Origin of the sequence: Bordetella genomosp. 13, assembly GCF_007679965.1 — a bacterium.
Lineage (GTDB): Bacteria > Pseudomonadota > Gammaproteobacteria > Burkholderiales > Burkholderiaceae_B > Bordetella.
Window position 1 is genome coordinate 68070 of the sequence record NZ_VEHL01000001.1, and the last position, 18229, is coordinate 86298.

The 18229-nt window shown below is 65.0% G+C and carries 14 protein-coding genes and 1 pseudogene; 10 read left to right on the plus strand and 5 right to left on the minus strand.

The features are described 5' to 3' along the window. The first annotated feature begins 279 nt into the window (after positions 1 to 279). The 4 genes and pseudogenes from FS845_RS00350 to FS845_RS00365 all read left to right on the plus strand — a co-directional run bounded on the left by FS845_RS00350 (position 280) and on the right by FS845_RS00365 (position 5404). A pseudogene (locus FS845_RS00350) lies at positions 280 to 1217 on the plus strand (IS481 family transposase). A 475-nt stretch (positions 1218 to 1692) separates the two neighbouring features. Continuing rightward, a complete protein-coding gene (locus FS845_RS00355) occupies positions 1693 to 2973 on the plus strand; it encodes a hypothetical protein (protein ID WP_222129943.1) in 1281 nt (426 codons plus the stop codon). 163 nt (positions 2974 to 3136) lie between these two features. Then, positions 3137 to 4306 carry a reverse transcriptase family protein gene (locus FS845_RS00360; RefSeq protein ID WP_144629797.1) on the plus strand — a complete coding sequence of 390 codons (1170 nt, stop codon included), beginning with the start codon at positions 3137 to 3139 and terminating at the stop codon, positions 4304 to 4306. A 687-nt stretch (positions 4307 to 4993) separates the two neighbouring features. Then, complete coding sequence (locus FS845_RS00365; protein WP_144629799.1) at positions 4994 to 5404, plus strand: hypothetical protein; 411 nt, start codon at positions 4994 to 4996, stop codon at positions 5402 to 5404. 149 nt (positions 5405 to 5553) lie between these two features. On the opposite strand, the gene FS845_RS00370 is transcribed toward FS845_RS00365, so the two are convergent. After that, positions 5554 to 6462 carry a LysR substrate-binding domain-containing protein gene (locus FS845_RS00370; protein WP_144629801.1) on the minus strand — a complete coding sequence of 303 codons (909 nt, stop codon included), beginning with the start codon at positions 6460 to 6462 and terminating at the stop codon, positions 5554 to 5556. A 139-nt stretch (positions 6463 to 6601) separates the two neighbouring features. Here FS845_RS00370 and phnA point away from each other — a divergent pair, with 139 nt between their 5' ends. From phnA to FS845_RS00400, 6 genes are all read left to right on the plus strand, one after another. Continuing rightward, a complete protein-coding gene (gene phnA / locus FS845_RS00375) occupies positions 6602 to 7843 on the plus strand; it encodes a phosphonoacetate hydrolase (protein WP_144629803.1) in 1242 nt (413 codons plus the stop codon). A 215-nt stretch (positions 7844 to 8058) separates the two neighbouring features. Beyond that, on the plus strand, positions 8059 to 9591 hold the full coding sequence (locus tag FS845_RS00380; RefSeq protein ID WP_144629805.1) for an ABC transporter substrate-binding protein: 1533 nt from the start codon (positions 8059 to 8061) through the stop codon (positions 9589 to 9591). After that, a complete protein-coding gene (locus FS845_RS00385; RefSeq protein ID WP_144629807.1) occupies positions 9591 to 10418 on the plus strand; it encodes an ABC transporter permease in 828 nt (275 codons plus the stop codon). The genes FS845_RS00380 and FS845_RS00385 overlap by 1 nt, the downstream gene beginning before the upstream one ends. Positions 10419 to 10421: 3 nt before the next feature. Beyond that, positions 10422 to 11336 (plus strand): ABC transporter permease, encoded by a 915-nt coding sequence (locus FS845_RS00390; protein ID WP_144629809.1) that lies wholly within the window; start codon positions 10422 to 10424, stop codon positions 11334 to 11336. Between the two features lie 25 nt (positions 11337 to 11361). Beyond that, the gene (locus FS845_RS00395; protein WP_144629811.1) at positions 11362 to 13050 is read left to right on the plus strand and encodes an ABC transporter ATP-binding protein; all 1689 of its coding nucleotides are present in this window, start codon (positions 11362 to 11364) and stop codon (positions 13048 to 13050) included. Positions 13051 to 13144: 94 nt separating this feature from the next. Then, entirely contained in the window at positions 13145 to 14494 is a 1350-nt protein-coding gene (locus tag FS845_RS00400) for an alkaline phosphatase family protein (protein WP_144629813.1), read from the plus strand. A gap of 102 nt (positions 14495 to 14596) precedes the next feature. Here FS845_RS00400 and FS845_RS00405 read toward each other — a convergent pair whose 3' ends face one another. The 4 genes from FS845_RS00405 to FS845_RS00420 form a co-directional block, all read right to left on the minus strand. Further along, positions 14597 to 15340: an ABC transporter substrate-binding protein gene (locus FS845_RS00405; protein ID WP_144629815.1), complete on the minus strand. Its 744-nt coding sequence runs from the start codon at positions 15338 to 15340 to the stop codon at positions 14597 to 14599. Positions 15341 to 15348: 8 nt separating this feature from the next. Then, positions 15349 to 16119 (minus strand): MBL fold metallo-hydrolase, encoded by a 771-nt coding sequence (locus FS845_RS00410; protein ID WP_144629817.1) that lies wholly within the window; start codon positions 16117 to 16119, stop codon positions 15349 to 15351. A gap of 2 nt (positions 16120 to 16121) precedes the next feature. Next, positions 16122 to 17099, minus strand: a complete 978-nt coding sequence (locus FS845_RS00415) for a Bug family tripartite tricarboxylate transporter substrate binding protein (RefSeq protein ID WP_144629819.1) — start codon at positions 17097 to 17099, stop codon at positions 16122 to 16124. A gap of 88 nt (positions 17100 to 17187) precedes the next feature. Further along, positions 17188 to 18225: an Ldh family oxidoreductase gene (locus FS845_RS00420; protein ID WP_144629821.1), complete on the minus strand. Its 1038-nt coding sequence runs from the start codon at positions 18223 to 18225 to the stop codon at positions 17188 to 17190. Positions 18226 to 18229 lie beyond the last annotated feature (4 nt).

Here is an 18229-nt window from a genome sequence, read left to right on the forward strand (position 1 = left end):
GTGAGATGTTTGCGCAACCGAACGACCACAATTCCAGCATTCTGCCGAGTCGGCTCGGGGCCAGTTCATAGTTCTCACTGCGGCAGAACTCAAGCGGGCTCATGCTCACGGAGCTGATCGCCTCCTGCAGGCGGCGGTACCACTCCTCTTTCTCCTCGGGCGAAACGCTGCATAGCGTGGCCAACGCCTCTAGGTGTGATGTTCCAATAGGTTGTTCACCCGGAAGAGTCTGGGAAACTGGAGTTCTCTACGCTTCAGTGACTCAGGAAACTCGACCGGATGAACAGCCATAAGAATGCCAGACTTACGCCGCATGGTCGTCACTTGCTGGTGCAGCGAATAGCCGAGCAGGGTCTGAAGGCGGCTGCGCAGTCACTGGGAGTTAGCCGAACGACGGCATTGAAGTGGCGATGCCGCTTCGCTGCAGACGGCTTGGCCGGCTTGATGGACCGCAGTTCTCGGCCGGCTCGAACGCGCAGCCGAATCGATGATGATTTGAGCAATCGCATCGAACAGCTCAGGCGCGCCCGCATGCCTATGCGCAGCATTGGGCGGGTGGTCGGGCGCAGCGTGGCAAGCATCAGCCGTCATCTGCGAAGGTTGGGGCTATCGAGCCTGCGTGCGCTGGAGCCGGCTCGCCCAGCGCAGCGCTATGAGCACGCGGCGCCAGGAGAGTTGCTTCACATGGACACCAAGAAGCTGGGACGCATCGAGCGGGTAGGCCACCGGATCAACGGCGATCGCACTACGCGTAGCCGCGGCGCGGGCTGGGAGTACGCCCATGTGGCCATTGACGATCACTCGCGGCTGGGCTTCGTGCAGATGCACCCAACGAGGGGAAAGACTCAGCGGTTGCGTTTCTGCGAGCTGCTGTGGCCCACTACGCGGCTCTGGGCGTAAATATCAAACGCCTGATCACGGACAATGGCTCGGCGTATCGTTCCGGCCTGTTCGCCAAGACCTGCCTGGCTCTGGGTATCAAGCACACCTTCACCCGGCCTTACCGGCCCCAGACCAACGGCAAGGCTGAGCGGTTCATCCAGACCTGTCTGCGCAAATGGGCTTATGGTCGGACCTGGAACACCAGCGACGAGCGCGGTGACTGGCTACCGGCGTTCCTGGCCTACTACAACATCCGACGGCCTCACTCTGCCCTCGGATACAACCCTCCTGCCTCCAGGCTCGGAGTAAACAACCTATTGAAACTCGACACCTAGGACGCCCCTGGGGCTAGGAGGGCTGCTTGTCGCGTCGCTTCGGAAACGGACTTATGGAACTGAACGCTTCTAGCCGGGAGCTGCCCTAGGCGACCGGCCGATGACGACCCATTACAGCCATTCGAGCTTCGACAGGAAATGTCTGTTTTGCAGCGGTTTCGACGGAATCTTAGCCATCTGCAGTAGCGGAGGCCTTAGCTGGACCTCGACGCGAATTGGACCTCTGCCCCAAAATGCTCGTCGCATAGGGTATGCATTTCGCGACTGCTTTTGGGATGAACCCGTGAGCCAGCGGAAGACGCGGGTGAGGTAGACTGTATATGAGAAATTCAATGCGCCGGAGGTTTGGCACACTTGCAGCGTGGTGCGGCATCGCTTTCCCCCTAAGACGATCGAAGAACAGCCAAACGCCGCGGTTCGCGATCACCGCCCGACATGAATGGAAGCCTAGGAATAAATGCCAGCCGAAACGTCGATGCTCGAGTCTGAAGCCGCGAAGGCTTGGCTTCGCCAGTTTGCTCTTCGAGATCAGCAGCTTGCCACCGAAATGCTCGGCATTTTCGTCTTTGTGTCTAGAGACGAGTTAGCGTCCGGACTGATGGAGCAAGTGCTGCACCACGCGAAATTCGTTGACGGGCCGATTGCGCTGTACGCGGAGCGGGAGGTGGGGCATCGATTAGGCGTCCCTCATCGTCTTTTTAAAGAGTCCTCTGGCAAGATAAAGCGTGCATATGGCGTGGGTCCAGCACCGGTCAAAGCGACAAAGGCGTACAAACCGGAAGTTGGAAGCGAAGGAATCGTTGCGCAGCTCATCACTGATCTCTGCCGACAACAACCCAAGCGCTTCCTTAACCATCCGGGGCCTGACGAAATTCGTAAGACACGGGCGCGCGCGTTTTGGATACTAACCGACTTCGTTGGTTCAGGTAAACGCGCATACGACTATCTATCCGCAGCGTGGAAGGTTCGTTCGGTGCGAAGCTGGAAATCAGGCCGGCTCCTAAATTTTGGCGTGATTGCCTATGCTATGACGCAGATTGGACAAGCCCGCATCGCAAGGCATCCATGCAAACCGTTCACCTCATGTGTGCAGCCATGCCCGACAATCTTCAGCGCGTTCGATACCGCTAAAGCCAATGCATGTGCCAGCCTCTGCGCAAGATATGACCCCGTTGGCACGAAAACCGACATAGGCGGGGATAATCCCTTCTTGGGGTTTGGTGGCGTGGGAGCTTTGATGGCCTTTGCCCATGGAGCTCCAAACAACACACCGCGCATCTTCCACAAGACTTCAAAGCGGGCAAACGGTTGGATTCCACTGTTTCCGGCAAGAGTAACGGCCAGTCTGCCAACAACCGGATTTGGGCGAAGTCTGCGTCCGGAAACCATAGCCGCTCGACTGGAGGCGCTGGGAAACACCGTCTTAGCGAAGTCCCCTGCTGCCCGGGACGCACCTGTCGAGGTGAAAAAGCGCTATCTAGTGCTGGCCGCCATTTCCCGCGCCCACCGAGGAGACGACATTCTCGCAATTAAAACGGGGCTGTCCAGCTTAGAGGTCAGGCAGGTATGTAAGGACCTTGAGGGGCTAGGTTGGGTGGGCGAACGCCGCGTTCTTACCGACGAAGGCTTGGGGCAGTTGCGGCACCTGCGCCGCACAGTTGCGCAGCAACGACAGCGTGAAAATACCCGTGTCGACACTGAAAAACCGCCGTATTATCCAACTTCGTTGAGAGCACCGGTTTTTCCATCTAGTTGAAGAAGTGGCTTCGCGCTACTGAACCATACTTTTGGTACCGGACTCAGACTACTGTAGATCCTCTGGAATAGCATCCGCTTGCGGCTAAGGTTACCCGTCACTCTACCGTGGCGAGGACTTCGGATCGTGACGGGTAATCTCACCCCCGCGGGGGTCAAAGTAGATGGAAAACTGGCGTTCTCAACATTATCAATCCGTCGGACGTAGTCAAGGCATTGCGCCGGAGATTCTGAATGCGGCGACGCAGACTGGTACTGCGATCGTTCGTACAAACGCGCGGCTACAGCCCGTCCTGACGTTACGGCATCTGGCCTACCTTGCCGATTGCGACTATGGCTTTCTTCGTGCAGTCGTGGGCCGGGCTATTGAGAATCCTTACCGTGTGTTTGCGATACACAAGCGCCCCGCGCCAAGTGGCAATGCGAGATTTCGCACAATTTGCGCTCCAGACCCACGGTTGCTAGGGGTTCAGCGATGGTTGGTGACGAATGTTTTGAATCATGCACCAACCGTTCACCCTGCCAGCAAAGCATTCGCGCCAGAATGTACATTAGTGAAGGCGGCTGAGCCGCACTGTGGAGCCCGTTGGCTCGTCAAAGTCGACGTCCGGAATTTCTTCGAGTCGATATCTGAAATTGCGGCCTACAGAGCGTTTAGAGCACTTGGGTACCAGGCGCTTGTGGCATTTGAACTGGCGAGGCTGTGCACACGTCTTGGCAGATTCACGCCGCGTCGCTCTCATCCGCAGTGGTTGCGCAAACGAAATCGGATTTATCGAATTGCTAGCTACAACCACGCCGAGGGCAGAATAGGGCACCTCCCCCAGGGTGCCCCTACAAGCCCCATGCTCGCGAACATTGCAATGCAGGCCGCTGATGCAGAATTCGACATGCTCGCGAGTTCCGCAGGAATGGTTTATACGAGATACGCGGATGACATTGTCTTCTCGACTAAAGACAAGGATTTCACGCGCGATCTCGCAGCTGGCCTTGTTGGCTCGGCATACCGCATTCTTGGCAAGTATGGTTTTTCACCGAACGTGGCCAAGACTGAGATCATTCCTCCTCGAGCTCGGAAGGTCGTTCTTGGCCTCTTGGTCGACGATCTGACGCCTCGTCTGCCTAGGGAGTTCAAGGAGAAGATGCGCATGCATCTGTACTACCTCAAGAGGGATGATATTGGCCCAGTTCGACACGCCAAGAAGCGCGGGTTCATTGCTGTGGCCAGCCTTCGCAACGTCTTGTACGGCTTGGCAGCATTTGCAACGCAAATTGAGCCGACTTACGGATCGAGAATCCGCCGAGACCTAGATGCGATCGAATGGCCCACATAGTCGCAAAAAAATCTCAAATTGCACAAGTCGTAAAGATACTGCTCTCCCAATGACCCGCGACGGTCGCGTAAACCTCTGACTGAGAGTGACACGCTCCAGCCTAAAGCGGTCGCCAAGATTGAATGCTGACCGACAGTTCTTTGCCTGAAGTTGCCATACAACGGCGGTGCCGGGCGTCCCGCCCGCTTCTTGTGTCACACCGCTTCAAAAAAGTGCACGGCTGTTCCGCTTGGCACAAAATTTGTGTGAGCCACGAGGTGGGCAGCCATTTTCGTAGCTAGCGACCTGGCTTAACGCACTCGAACTTCGTGCGACCGACTTTTGTTCAATTTTCTTGCGCTGAAGGCGGGAAGGCCTGGGGTGGGACCGACTTTGATCCAACTTTTCTAATCTTCGAAGTCTTTCAAGATCAAGGGGTTGCAAGCGGCATCTGCGACCGACTTTATTTCCTTCTTTCAGGCGACGATGCAGTTGGTGTACCTCTAATGGCCGTTTGACTGGGATGGAGGTAAAGACCGGGCACATCGCGGCATCCGGTCCCTGCCCTCCGGCGCCGGCCTCGGGGCCCCACTTCCGGTCAGCATGAACGGGAAGGGGGCCCCGAATCCGTCTTGGACGGCGGGCAGTGGAACCGCGCCCGCGCGGCGGTTACTCATGTTCATTCACATGACGCCACAGGATCAGGACATGGCCATCAATTCCCTCCCCGGCAACTTTCCGCGCATCGATTCGGCCGCGATCGGCGCAAGCGGGCTCTCGGAACAGGCCGTGGCGTTAGCCGTCCTGATGGATCGCCACACGCTCTTGCAGGACAAGGCGAACGAGCAGGCGCGCTTGTTGCAGGGCCTCAATGAAGAGCTGCGTAGCCTGGGGAGGGAGAAAGCGTTGTTGCTGGGCGCGGATTCGCCCGAGCATGACCCGCAGCGACGTGGCGCCGAACTCGACAGTCAGATTGCGGCGTTGTCCTCGCGGGTCAGCATCGAGATGACCCGTCTGCAAGACCTGATGCAAGTCACGATGCAGGCCTTGGACGCGGTGCGTAGCGCCGTAAAGAACGAGAACGGCAGCGCTGGCGGTGCCATCCGGGATCTGCGCTGACGGCCAGGAGGAGGGAGACGGCGTGGCCGGGCGTATGGCCTGCCGCGAGGCGCAGGGTTGCGCCGGGCGCGACCTGTTGCCGGTCTTCGAATGGCCAGCCGACTCGGCATCGCGTCGCGCCCATGGCCGCCGTGACGGCGCCCCGATCTTTACGCAGGGCCGGCCTGCTCCGGCTTGAGCAACTGGCCTTGCTCCACCAGCCAATCCTCGAATCTGCGGTGCGCCAGCGTCTTGGGCACGCCGACCGGCGTCAGGCAACAGTAGCGCTGTGGCGGTGTCTTCACATCGGGAAAGCAGGGCACCAGGCGGCCCGCTTCCACGTCGCGGTCCAGGGTGGGCAGGGGGCCGAGGGCCACGCCCAGGCCGTCGACCAGGGCGCTGTAGGTAACGTAGTAATGGTCGAAGCGCTGCCGGCGTATCGACGCATCGTCGCGATATCCGGCCATGTTCAGCCATTGCTGCCACAGCCCCGGCCGCGTCTCCGAGTCCAGCAGCACATGGTTCGCCAACTGGTCGAGCGTGCACAGCGGCTGCCGATGCAGTAGCGCTGGCGCAGCCAGCAGCGCGTGCCATTCGTCCAGGAAAGGCAGCGCCGTGAAGTGCTTGTTGTTCAGCGCCCCGATGCGGATCGCGGCATCGAAACTGCCCGCCAATCCCAATTGCCCCGTCGTGGCCGTCTGCACCCGGACCATCACGCCAGGATGGCGCGTGTAGAAGTCCGGCAGGCGCGGGATCAGCCAGCGCATGGCGAACGTGGCCGGCGCATTGACCCGCAGCAGGCTGGACGCGCTGCCGCGCCCATAGCGGCGCGCCGCGTCCTCGATGCGCTCCATGGCTTCCCCGACCTCTTGCGCGAACGCCAGGGCGTGCGGCGTGGCGGCCATGCGCTGGCCCGAGCGTTCGAACAACGTCTGGCCCAGCCATTCCTCCAGTTGCTGTACCTGACGGCTGACCGCGCCGTGGGTCACGTTCAACTCCTCGGCCGCTGCGGTGAAACTGCCGCGCCGGCAGGCGGCCAGGAAAGCCCGCAGCGCGGGCAATGGCGGAATCCGGGACATGGTTAAGCGCCTGAAAAATGACTAATTAATGACCAGATGCGTGAATAAAACTCACGACATGGGCAGAACGTATCACAGCAAAAGCAATTTGCGCACGATATTCTGCCTGCACGTTTCCCACTTGCCACGCTTATCGCTCATGCCTCAATCCATCCGCCTGCACGGCCGCGACTATGCCCTGCCCACCCGTCCCACGGTTGTCGTCTGTATCGACGGCTGCGACCCCGAGTACATCGAGCGCGGCATTGCCGACGGCGTGTGCCCCGCCATCGCCCGCTTCTACCAGCAAGGCTATGGCACCGTCGCCGACTGCGTCATGCCGTCTTTCACCAATCCGAACAACGTGTCCGTCGTGACGGGTGCGCCGCCGGCCGTGCATGGCATCGGCGGGAACTACTACCTGGACCGCGAAACCGGCAGCGAAATCATGATGACCGACGCGGCGCTGCTGCGCGGCGAGACGCTGTTGGGCCTGATGTCGCAGGCCGGCGTCGCCACGGCCGCGGTCACGGCCAAGGACAAGCTGCGCAAGGTCCTGGGCCACAATCTGCGCGGCATCTGCTTTTCCTCCGAGAAGGCCGGCCAGTGCACCGAGGCCGAACACGGCGTGGCGGACGTGGCCGCGCTGGTGGGCCGCCCGTTGCCCGACATGTACTCCGGCGAGTTGTCGCTGTTCGTGCTGGATGCGGGCATCGCGCTGCTGCGCCAGGGCCGCGCGCGTCTGCTCTACCTGTCGCTGTCGGATTACGTCCAGCACAAGCACGCGCCCGGCGCGGCTGAATCCGACGCTTTCCTGGCGGCCATCGACCAGCGTCTTCAGGCGTTGGTGGAGGACGGCGCGGTCGTGGCCTGCATCGCCGACCACGGCATGTCGCGCAAGACCGATGCCCAGGGAAAGCCCAACGTCATCTTCCTTCAGGATCGCCTTGAAGCCCAGTTTGGAGAGGGCAGCGTGCGCGTCATCTGTCCCATCACCGATCCCTTCGTGCGCCACCATGGCGCCCTGGGATCGTTCGTGCGCGGCTATGCCAAGGATCCGTCGCAGATCCCGGCCATGATGCACGCCGCGGCTGCCATCGAGGGCGTGCATCAGGTCCTGTCGCGCGAAGCCGCTGCCGACACGCTGGGCCTGCCGCTGGACCGCGAGGCGGACTTCGTCGTGATCTCGGAAGAGGCCTTCGTGCTGGGCTCGCGGGCCGACGAACACGATCTCTCCACCGTCAGCGACCACCCCTTGCGCTCGCATGGCGGCTATTCGGAGCAGCCTGTGCCCTTCTTCCTGTCGCATCCGCTGACGCCGGAATACCGGCAGCGAGCCGCCGCGGGCGGACTGCGCAACTTCGACATCTTCGACTTCGCGCTGAACGGCGTAGCTGCTTAAAAACAGGCGTCCGGGCGGATCGCGATTCGAATAATAAAAATCCGTATTCTAGAAAATACGGATTATGCATAAGCTCGCCTTGAGTTTTTGTATTTTTCTTTTAATTCAATGGTTTGCTGGCGTTTTTTTTGTTGGATTGTAATTGCCATGAAATCAAGAATCACCATCATGGATTCCAAATAAAAAAATACCAAACCTGGAACTGGATACTGGAAATGCAACGTCGCACCCTACTGAAGCTGCTGGCCGCTACCGGCGTCGTCGCCCTGCCCCCCGGAATCGCGCTGGCACAGGCCGCACAGACGGGAACGCCGCGCCGTGGCGGCACCTTGAAGATCGCGCTGCTGGGCCTGGATACCTCGGATCCTCATCGCCACGCCGGCTCCATCGCGGTACAGCAGGTCTACGTCGAAACGCTGACCAGCATTGCCGATGATGGCGCGGTCAAGCCTTTCCTGGCGGAGCGCTTCGACATCTCGCCCGATGGCCGCCGCTATACGTTCGTGATGCGCAAGGGCGTGCGCTTCCATAACGGCCGCGAAATGACGGCAGCCGACGTCAAGGCCAATTTCGAGCGCGTGCGCGACAAGGTCAAGGGCGGCTGGCTCACGGGGGCAATGAAGAAAGTGAGCACGTTGGCTGTCACCGCGCCGGACACGCTGCAGGTCGAGCTGAGCGAGTCCTACGCGCCGTTCCTCAACCTGCTGTCCGAACTGTGGATCGTGGCGCCCGAGTCTCCCGGCTGGGACGACACCATACGCCAGCCCATCGGCACCGGCCCTTACACCTTCGGCAGGTGGCAGCCCGACGTGCAGTTCAGCGCGCCGGCTTTCCGGCAGTACTGGCAGGCGGGCCTGCCTTACCTGGATGCCGTGGAGTTCGACCTGCGCGGCGACCGCGATAACAGCCTGGCGTTGCGCTCGGGCGACCTGCACGTGGCCTATGTCGGCAACGACAAGCTGGCCGCGCTGCGCCAGGACAAGGTGGATGTCCAGTTCCTGAAGGACACCGCCTGGTACTTCATGTCCTTCAACAACCGCAATCCCAGCAAGCTGATGCAGGATCCCCGCGTACGCCAGGCCATCGCGCTGAGCATGGACAAGCAGGCCTACATGCGCTTCATCGTCAAGGAGGCCGTGGCCAGCGACCAGCCCATGCGGCCCCAGACCTTCTACTGGGACAGCGACCTCGAGGCCCAGGACCCCTATGCCAGGCCCGACCTGGCGCGCGCGAGGCAGCTGTTGAAGGATGCTGGCGTGAACCCCGCCGAGCACACGCTGAAGGTCGTGTCCTGGCAGAACGACTATGCCCAGGTCGCCGTGCAGATGGTGCGCCAATTGGGCTTCAAGATCGACCACCAGGCGCTGGACGACATCGGCGCGCAGCGCGCACTCGGCAAGTACGACTGGGACCTCGCGCCTTTCCATTCGGGGCCGCGGGCCGACGTCTATCTGCGCTATGCGCGCCTGCTGTCCGACGGCCCCAGCCCCATGCTGTGGGGCGGCATCCAGGATAAGGAGCTGGACGCCAGGATCGTTGCCGCCGTATCCGCGCCCAGCGCCGGCCAGGCGCGCGCGGCCTATCTCGAGGCCTGGAAGCACGTCATGCAACGCCAGTACACGCTGGGCCTGGGCCATGCGGCTGACGCCATCGGCGTGGCCGGCACGGTGCGCGGCTATGCCACGGGCTACACATGGAGCCAGAACCGCGTCGATGGCGGCCTGGCCCGCGCTTGGCTGGCGGCGTGATGCGCACGGCTTTCGCCCGTTTCGTCCACGGCTGGCCCTGGCTCGCACTGCTGGCCGCGCTGATGCTGGCTGTGGCGGGGCCCGGCCTGCTCGACCGGGATCCCTATGCGCAGGACCTGCTGGCGCGCAACCTGGCGCCTTCGGCGGCGCATTGGCTGGGCACCGACAATTTCGGGCGAGACGTCTTTGCCCGCCTTGTCGCGGGCACGCGCCTGACCTTGCTGGTCGCCTCGTGCGCGGGCCTCATTGCGCTGGTCGCAGGCGCCGGCCTGGGACTGCTGGCCTGCGCGACGGGCGGGGGCGCGCGTGCGGCGGTTTACCTGGTCTTCGACATGATCCGCACGCTGCCGCCCATCCTGTTGTCGCTGGCGCTGATGGTGGCCCTGGGCGTGGGCACCGCGTCGGTGGTCGTGGCGGTGGGCATCTCTTTCACGCCGCTGTTCGGCTATGTCGCGCGGGCCGTGTACGAGCGCGAGATGGCGTCGGGCTACGTGCGCGCCGCACGCGTGCTGGGACTGTCCTCCGTCGCCATCGCCTGGCGCCATGTTCTGCCGAACATCGCCGGCACGCTGCTCACGCAGCTGGCCATCGTGGTGCCGCGCGCGGTGGTCACCGAATCGGTGCTGAGCTTCTTCGGGCTGGGCGTGGCGCCCGACGTGCCCACCTGGGGCCGCATCATCGCCACCGCGGTGCCGTTTGCCGAACAGGCGCCGACTGCCTTGCTCTTTCCCGTCGTCGCGTTGGCACTGACCTCGTTGTCTCTGTCCGTAGCGGGCAACCGCCTGCGCCGCCGCTTCGATCCCATGGCGCATCCCGCCGGAGCCTGACCCGTGAACCTGTTCCTGAACGGTGCCGCGCAGCTGGGTCGCCAACTGCTGGCCGTGGCCGTGATCTCCTTCACGCTTTTCCTGCTGGTGCGTGCGGCGCCTGGCGACATCACCGACTACTACGCGGCGCGCGGCGACTACGACGCCGCGGCCCTGGCGTCCCTGCGGTCCGACCTTGGCCTGGACCGCAGCCTGGCGGTGCAGTTCGAACGCTGGCTGGGCAACGCCGCGCAGGGCGAGTTCGGCGAGTCCATGCGGTTCGGTTCGCCGGTGGGCGCCATGCTGCGCGATGCCTTGCCGCATACCCTCAGGCTGGCGGCGCTCAGCCTGGCAGTGGGACTGGCGCTGGGCGTCGGGCTGGCCGTGGCGGCGCTGGCTTGGCCGCGGCTGCGCCTGGGCCCGGTGATCGAAGGGCTCAACGTGTGGTCCGTCGCCGTACCCAGCTTCTGTACCGGCGTGCTGGGCATCCTGGTGTTCTCGATCTGGCTCAAATGGCTGCCCATACGCGGGCAGATGCTGCTGCCGATCCTCATCCTGGGACTGGACATCGCGGGGCAGATCGCCAAACCCCTGTACGAAGAACTCAAGGAGACCACGCGGGCCGGCTTCGTGCGCACCGCGCGCGCCAAGGGCCTGCCCGCCTGGCGCATCACCTGGCGCCATATCCTGCCCAATTGCCTGTCGCAGGTCATCGCCCTGTCCGGCGTCATCCTCGGCGGTCTGGTGGGCGGCGCGTTGACGATGGAAGCGCTGTTCGCGCACCCGGGCCTGGGCGGACTGACGCTGGAGGCCATACGCAGCCGCGACTATCCCGTCATACAGGTCGCGGTCATGGCGCTGGCTTCCTTCGTCGTCCTGGTCAATCTGGCCGCGGCCGCGCTGCAGCGCTGGGCGGATCCGCGCCTGGCGCGGCACTAGGGTCGTCTACGCTGAATCCCCTCATATGCCTCATCCTCTGCTTTCCATACGCAACCTTTGCGCGGACCATCGCGGCACCCGCATCCTGCATGACGTCGCGCTGGATATCCATGCCGGCGAATCGCTCGGCCTGATCGGCGAGTCCGGCAGCGGCAAGTCGCTCACGTCGCTGGCCTGTCTCGGCCTGCTGCCCGACGAGATCGCGCCCGTGGGCAGCATCCGCTACAAGGACACTGAACTGATGCAGCTGGATGAAGCCGCCTGGCGCGCGGTACGGGGGCGGCAGATCGGCATCGTGTTCCAGGATCCCATGGCGTCGCTCAATCCCATCATGACGGTGGGCGCTCAGATACTGGAGAACCTGAAGCCCGTGGCGGGCGAGCGGCGAGCCGCTCGCAAGGCGCGCGTCATCGCGCTGCTCGACGAGGTCGGTCTGCCGGATCCGGGTGCCACGTTCGACCGCCATCCCTTCGAACTGTCCGGCGGCCAGCAGCAGCGCGCCATGATCGCCATGACCCTGGCGGCCCAGCCCGCGTTGCTGATCGCCGACGAACCGACGACGGCACTGGACGTCACCACGCAGGCGCAGATCCTGGCGCTGCTGCGCGGGATACAGCGCCGGCGCGGCATGGCCCTGCTGTTCATTTCCCACGACCTGGACGCCGTGCTGGCCATGTCGGACCGCGTGGCGGTGATGTGCAAGGGCCATCTGGTCGAACAGGGGCCGGCGGCCGACATCCTGCGCACGCCCCGGCATGCGTACACCCGCACGCTGGTGGCGGCGCATACCGCGCATGGCCTGCCGGCGAACCCGCCGCGGCGGCGGGCCGTCTTCGGCGCCACCGGTGCGGACGACACGGCGCTGGCGCTCGACGGCGTTTGCGTGGGCTATGGCCGCTGGCGTCCCAAGCGCGCGTTGCGGGACGTCTCGCTTCGCCTGCAGGCCGGCACCACGCTCGGTATCGCGGGCGAATCGGGATCGGGCAAGAGCACGCTGGCCCAGGCGGTCATGGGGCTGCTCGCGCCCAGTGCCGGCACCGTGCGCGTCTTCGGCATGGATCCGGTCGACAGACGCTCGCGTCGCGCCTTCGCACAGGTGTGCCAGTACGTGTTCCAGGACACCTCGGGCAGCCTGAATCCGCGCCGCACGCTGTTCCAGACGCTGGCCGAGCCGCTGTCGGCGCTGGGTATCGGCGACGGTCAGCGCCGCCGGTGCGGCGCCATGCTCGAGGAAGTCGGGCTCGACCCCGCCCTGCTCGATCGTCATCCGCACCAGTTGTCCGGCGGCCAGCGCCAACGTGTAGTCATTGCCCGGGCCCTGGCCATGCGGCCGCGCGTGCTGGTGTGCGACGAGCCGGTGTCCGCGCTGGACGCCACGGTGCGCAACCAGATCCTGATGCTGCTGGCCGCGCTGCGGCGGCAGCATGGCCTGACGCTGGTGTTCATCGGGCACGACCTTAACGTCATGGCGTCTCTGGTCGACGAAGTGCTGGTGATGCGCCAGGGCGAGGTCGTGGAGCATGGCGCGACCGGGGACGTGTTCGGCAATCCGCGCCACGCGTACACGCGGGCGCTGCTGCAGGCGGGACGATTGTCAGCGGGCCTGGATCCCAGCCCGTTGTGTCATCGCACGCCCGCGCCGCCGGTGGCCGGCATGGCCATGGCCAGCGCGAGGCTTATCGACGCGGTGTGTCCGAAGGCCGCTTCGTGCTAGCGGCCCGGCGGGCCTGGAATCGGCCGTCGTGCGGCACGGGCGCGCGTGGCGCCCGCCCGTCGCCGTCGCCTACAGCTACTGACAGGAGAACCATGTGACGGCAGGATCAACCATCGACAGCGCGCGCCGCGTCGTATTCGTATGCTGCGACGGGCTGGCGCGCGACTGGATCACGCCCGACCTCATGCCGGCGCTGCATGCGTTCTTGGCGGCGTCGACCTCGTGCGCTGCGCATCATGCGGTATTCCCGTCCGTCACCCGCGTGTCGGCCGCCAGCGTGGCGACGGGGTGCCTGCCCGCCAGCCATGGCCTGCACGGCAACCGCATGGGCCTGCCCGAGGACGGGAAGATCGTGGTCCGCGACGTAGGCCATCCTGATTTTCGCGCCCACATGCGGCGCGCCACCGGCAGCACGCTGCGTGTGCCGACGCTGGCGCAGCGCGTGGCGGGCAAGGGCGGCTTCATCGCCTATTCGAACGTGTCGCCCGGGGCGGCCTATTTCCTGGATCCCGACCACTTCGGGCACGTCTATCATCGGGCGGGTTCGTACGCGCCGGGCGGCCAGCCGATCACCGGCCTCGAGGCGCTGGACGTCTCACACGATCTGGCGGGCGACCGGGCCATGACGCGGCGTTTCTGCGAGGACATCCTTCCCACACGCAAACCGGCGATTGCGCTGCTATGGCTCTCCAATCCTGACTTGACCATGCATGCCGTGCCGCTGGGCAGCGCGATGCACGTGGACGCACTGCGGCAGACCGACCAGCGGGTGGCGGAGGTGATCGCCGCCGTCGAGGGACTGCGCACGGATGGCGCGGACGTCCTGCTGATGGTCGGGTCCGACCACGGTCAGGAATCCATCGGCGGCTATGTGAATGTCGAGGCCTGGCTGTGTGCGCACGGCCTGCAGGACGAGGTGCTGACGGGGCAGGTCGCGGTCGCGGGCCAGGGCACCGCCGCACTGCTGTATGCCGTCGGTGCTGCACGGGCCCGCGTGGCCGCCGTTCTCGGTCGCCTGGCCGAAGCGCCGTGGGTGGACGCCGTCGTGGCGGCGCACGAACTGCCGCGCGTGGGGCTCTCCGATGGCCAGGGAATCGTGGCCGCGATCAATACCGCGCGGACGGCGCACGAGAATCCGCATGGCGTGCGAGGCATGCGCTGGTCCGTCGTTGAACCGGGCAAGCCAGGCCAGCCCGGGGTTGGCCAGCATGGCGGCTGGGGGCCGGACGAGACGCGGCCGTTCCTGGCGCTCAATCATGCGGCCTATCCGCCGGCCGTCCTGTCCAGCCCAACCAGCCTGATCGACATTGCCCCCACCGCGCTTGACTTCCTGGGTATCGCGGCGGAGGGCATCGACGGTCTATCCATAGCCCGGCTATTGCACGCACCGGATGTCGAGCCGCGCGTTCTACTGCCGACGATGGCGGCGCGCTGCATGCCGTAGTTCCGGGTCCCGGTCTCGAGTCCTTGCGGACACGAGACCGGGCTCGGGGCCGGGAGTGTCGATCCATCCGATCCGCGGCCGGCGTGCATGGAGTCCATGCGATTACCCGATGGGGGCTGCCGCGGGCGCCACGGCCGCGCCTTCTATGCCGTGCCGCGCCAGCGCGTCGGCCACGAAGCCGCTGCGTTTCATGTCTTCCACGAAGGCGTGCAGCACCCGCGCCGCGGCGGCTCCCCGGCCACTGGGCAGTCCCATGGCCTGGCGTATCGTCATGAAGCTGCCGGGCAGCAAACGCAGCCCGCCATGGCGCTGCGCGTCCATCTCCAGTTGCTGCTTCACGCCCGCCGCCACTTCCGTGCCTTCTGCCAGGAAGGTCTGCACCACCGTGGGCGACGTGGCCGCGCGCGTGATGGTGGCGTGCTTCAGTTCCCGCGTCAGGTACAGGTCGTAGGCGCTGCCCTTGCCCACCGTCACGCGATGCTCCGCGCGATCCACGTCGTCCATCGAGCGCAGCGGCGACGCGTCTTTGACCAGGTATGCGCCTTCGATCAGCACATAGGCGTCCGTGAACGTGATGCTGGCGGCGCGCTTGGGATCGATGGCGAAGAAGCCGATGTCCGCCGCGTCGTCCGTCACGGTCTCCACGGCCTTGCCGGCGCTTTCCAGCACGACCAGTTCCAGCGATACGCCCAGGCGTTCGGCGAAGGCGTGGGCCAGGTCCACCGACACGCCGGCGGGCGCGCCCTGCGCGTCGCGCCGCGCAAGGATGGGGTTGCCCAGGTTGATGGTGGCGCGCAGCGGGCCGGTGGGCGTGAAGGCGGCGATGATGTCGGGAGAGATCTTCATGGTGGGGATCAGACGCTGAAGCGTCGCAGTTGAGGGGCGCAGCACAGATCGATGCGCTCGGTGGTGAGGTCGTCGCCGAACCACGCGTTGATGGCGGCCTGGCGTTCGGCGACGTAGACCGGCTGTCCGGCCGCGTCCAGCTTCATGCCGACGTCGTGGCCAGGCACGAGCAAGGTGTCCGGCTTGCGCCGCCACAGCGTCCAGATCTGCGCCACGCTGGCGTGGCTGGCGTCTCGGTCCAGGGTGTCGGCCACGGTGCCCGATACCAGTTCCGCGCGGTTCTTGGCGGCGTCGCCGGTGAACAGGATGGTCTGGTCGGCCGTATCGACGTAGAACAGCAGATGGCCCGGCGTGTGGCCGGGCGCGGCGATGGCGGTCATGCCGGGCAGGAAGGTCTCGCCGTCCTGCAGCGTGCGCACGCGGTCCAGGCGCGTCAGCTCGCGCACGTACAGTTCTGGCAGGGGGTTGAAGCCGGGCGGCTGCGCCGCGGCCCAGTCCAGTTCCTGCGCGCCGATCCACACGGTGGCGTTGGGAAACAGTGTGAAGTTGACGGCGTGGTCGTAGTGCGCATGCGTCAGCACCACGTCGGTGATGGCCTCGGGCGCGACGCCGCAGCCATGCAGATGATGGCCCAGCAGGTGCCGCACGCCGAAGGCGCCTACGTCGACCAGGATGTTGCGCCCATCCTGCCGCAGCAGCGTGGTGGTGCTCCAGCCCAGCCCGCCGTGGCATACCGCGCGGCCGGGATAGCCCTGGATGAGGATGTCGATCTGGTACATGGTCACTCCGCCTTGACGTTGGCGTCCTTGATCAGCTTGCGGTAGCGCGCGAGGTCTTCCTTCATCTGCTGCGTGAAGGCCTCGGGCGTGCCGGCGACGATGTCGTTGCCGCCCTCGGTCGCCAGCTTCTGGACGATGTCGGGATCGCGGGCGGCTTGCACGACGGCATCATGCAGTTTGGCGATGATCCTGGGATCGGTGCCGGCCGGCGCCAGCAGGCCCTGGAATTGCGTGACCTCGAAATCCTTGTAGCCCAGTTCGCGCAGCGTGGGGATGTCGGGCAGGCCGGGGGCGCGGCGCGGGCCGGATACCGCATAGCCACGCAGCTTGCCGGAACGGATGTGCGGCGTGGCGGTCACCACGGTGTCGAACGTGAAGGTCAGCTGTCCGCCCAGCACATCGGTCAGCGCCTGCGCGTTGCCCTTGTACGGAATGTGCGACAGCTGCGTGCCGGTCTGCACGGCGAACAGTTCGCCCGCCAGGTGCCCGCCCGCCCCGACGCCTGCCGACCCGTACGTGACGGTGCCCGGCGACTTCTTCGCGGCGGCGATCAGGTCGGGAATGCCCTGTATCTTCGACTGCTGCGGCACGACCAGCACGTACTGGTAGCTGGTGATCTGGCTGATGGGCGCGAAGTCCTTGATCGGATCGTAGGGCGTCCTGGCGTACAGCGAGGGGTTCACGACCAGCGGGCCGCTGGCATCCAGCAGCAGCGTGTAGCCGTCGGGTGCGGCCTTGGCGACCATGTCGGTGCCTATCATGCCGTTGGCGCCGGGCTTGTTCTCGACCACCACGGTCGCGCCCAGATCCTTGGTCATGCGCGCGGCCATGACGCGCGCCGTGATGTCGGCCGCGCCGCCCGCCACGTAGGGCACGATCATGCGGATCGGCTTGTCGGGATACTCGGCCATTGCAGCGGGGCTGGACGCGATGGCCGTAGTGGCCAGTGCGAAGGCCGCGATCAGATGGGTTCTCTTCATGTTGTCTCCTCGGGTGGCGCATCGCGCCGGTGCGCCGGGGTTCGCGCGTTGACGTCCCCGCATGGGCGCGCCTGTGGTCGGCGCTCGCTCAGCCGGCGTGCTTCTGCAGCAGCGCCAGCACGTCGGCATCGATGGCGATGCCGTGTTCGCGCTGCGACGCCATGCGCGCCAGCTCGATCTCGCCGGGCTGGATGACGGGGCGCGAGGCGTCGGCGGGCGGGCTGTCGTGCAGGATCGCGGCGAAGTCGTTCATGCGCTCCGCCAGCCATTGCGTGGATCCCAGGCGGCGCGTGTCGATCAGCAGGAAGAAATGGCCCAGGTTCTGCGGTTGGTCCGGCGCATCGACCCAGGATTTCACGTGCGTCAGATAGGCGGCGTTGGACAGCAGTCCGGCGAACAGATCGACCATCAGCGCCAGCCCATAGCCCTTGTGGCCGCCGATGGGCTGCAGGAAGCCGTCGAGGGCTTGCCTGGGATCAGTGGTGGGCAGGCCCTGCGCGTCGGTGGCCCAGCTGTCGGGAATGGCCGTGCCGGCCTTCAGGGCGTTGCGGATCTTGGCGCGGGCGACCACGCTCATCGCCATGTCCAGCAGGAAATGCTTGCCGCCGGGGTTGGGCACGCCGAAGCCGATGGGGCTGTTGCCCACGCGCGCATCGGTGCCGCCCCAGGGCGCGATGGTGGTGGTGGCGTTGCTGCCGATGATGCTGGCGTAGCCGGCCTCGGCGGCCAAGAGGCCATACGGCGAGATGGGACCGAAGTGGTTGCTGTTGCGGGCGAAGGCGATGCCCACGCCGCAGGTCTCGGCCGCGGCCATGGCGGCGCGCAGCGCGTGCATGCCGACCAGCGGGCCCACGCCGTTGTCGCCGTCGATCAGGCGGATGGCGGGCGCGGGGCTTTGCACCTGGACATTGGCGCGGGCGTTGATGCCCTGCACCTGCAGTCGCTCGCCATACGACTCGATGCGCGACAGGCCATGGGTGGACAGGCCGAACAGGTCGGCCAGCACCAGGACTTCCGCGACGTCCGCCGCATCCGCGTGCGGCAGGCCCAGGCCTTGGAACGCCTGGATGCCCAGGGCCTTGAGTTCGATTTCGGGGACGAGGACTTTCTCACGAGCGTTGGGCATGCTG

What these genes read in the sequence shown, in the direction of transcription:
- FS845_RS00355 (WP_222129943.1), top strand. Translation starts at nt 1,693, where the DNA reads ATGCTCGAGTCTGAAGCCGCGAAGGCTTGGCTTCGCCAGTTTGCTCTT.
- FS845_RS00360 (WP_144629797.1), top strand. Translation starts at nt 3,137, where the DNA reads ATGGAAAACTGGCGTTCTCAACATTATCAATCCGTCGGACGTAGTCAA.
- FS845_RS00365 (WP_144629799.1), top strand. Translation starts at nt 4,994, where the DNA reads ATGGCCATCAATTCCCTCCCCGGCAACTTTCCGCGCATCGATTCGGCC.
- FS845_RS00370 (WP_144629801.1), bottom strand. Translation starts at nt 6,462, where the DNA reads ATGTCCCGGATTCCGCCATTGCCCGCGCTGCGGGCTTTCCTGGCCGCC.
- phnA (WP_144629803.1), top strand. Translation starts at nt 6,602, where the DNA reads ATGCCTCAATCCATCCGCCTGCACGGCCGCGACTATGCCCTGCCCACC.
- FS845_RS00380 (WP_144629805.1), top strand. Translation starts at nt 8,059, where the DNA reads ATGCAACGTCGCACCCTACTGAAGCTGCTGGCCGCTACCGGCGTCGTC.
- FS845_RS00385 (WP_144629807.1), top strand. Translation starts at nt 9,591, where the DNA reads ATGCGCACGGCTTTCGCCCGTTTCGTCCACGGCTGGCCCTGGCTCGCA.
- FS845_RS00395 (WP_144629811.1), top strand. Translation starts at nt 11,362, where the DNA reads ATGCCTCATCCTCTGCTTTCCATACGCAACCTTTGCGCGGACCATCGC.
- FS845_RS00405 (WP_144629815.1), bottom strand. Translation starts at nt 15,340, where the DNA reads ATGAAGATCTCTCCCGACATCATCGCCGCCTTCACGCCCACCGGCCCG.
- FS845_RS00410 (WP_144629817.1), bottom strand. Translation starts at nt 16,119, where the DNA reads ATGTACCAGATCGACATCCTCATCCAGGGCTATCCCGGCCGCGCGGTA.
- FS845_RS00415 (WP_144629819.1), bottom strand. Translation starts at nt 17,099, where the DNA reads ATGAAGAGAACCCATCTGATCGCGGCCTTCGCACTGGCCACTACGGCC.
- FS845_RS00420 (WP_144629821.1), bottom strand. Translation starts at nt 18,225, where the DNA reads ATGCCCAACGCTCGTGAGAAAGTCCTCGTCCCCGAAATCGAACTCAAG.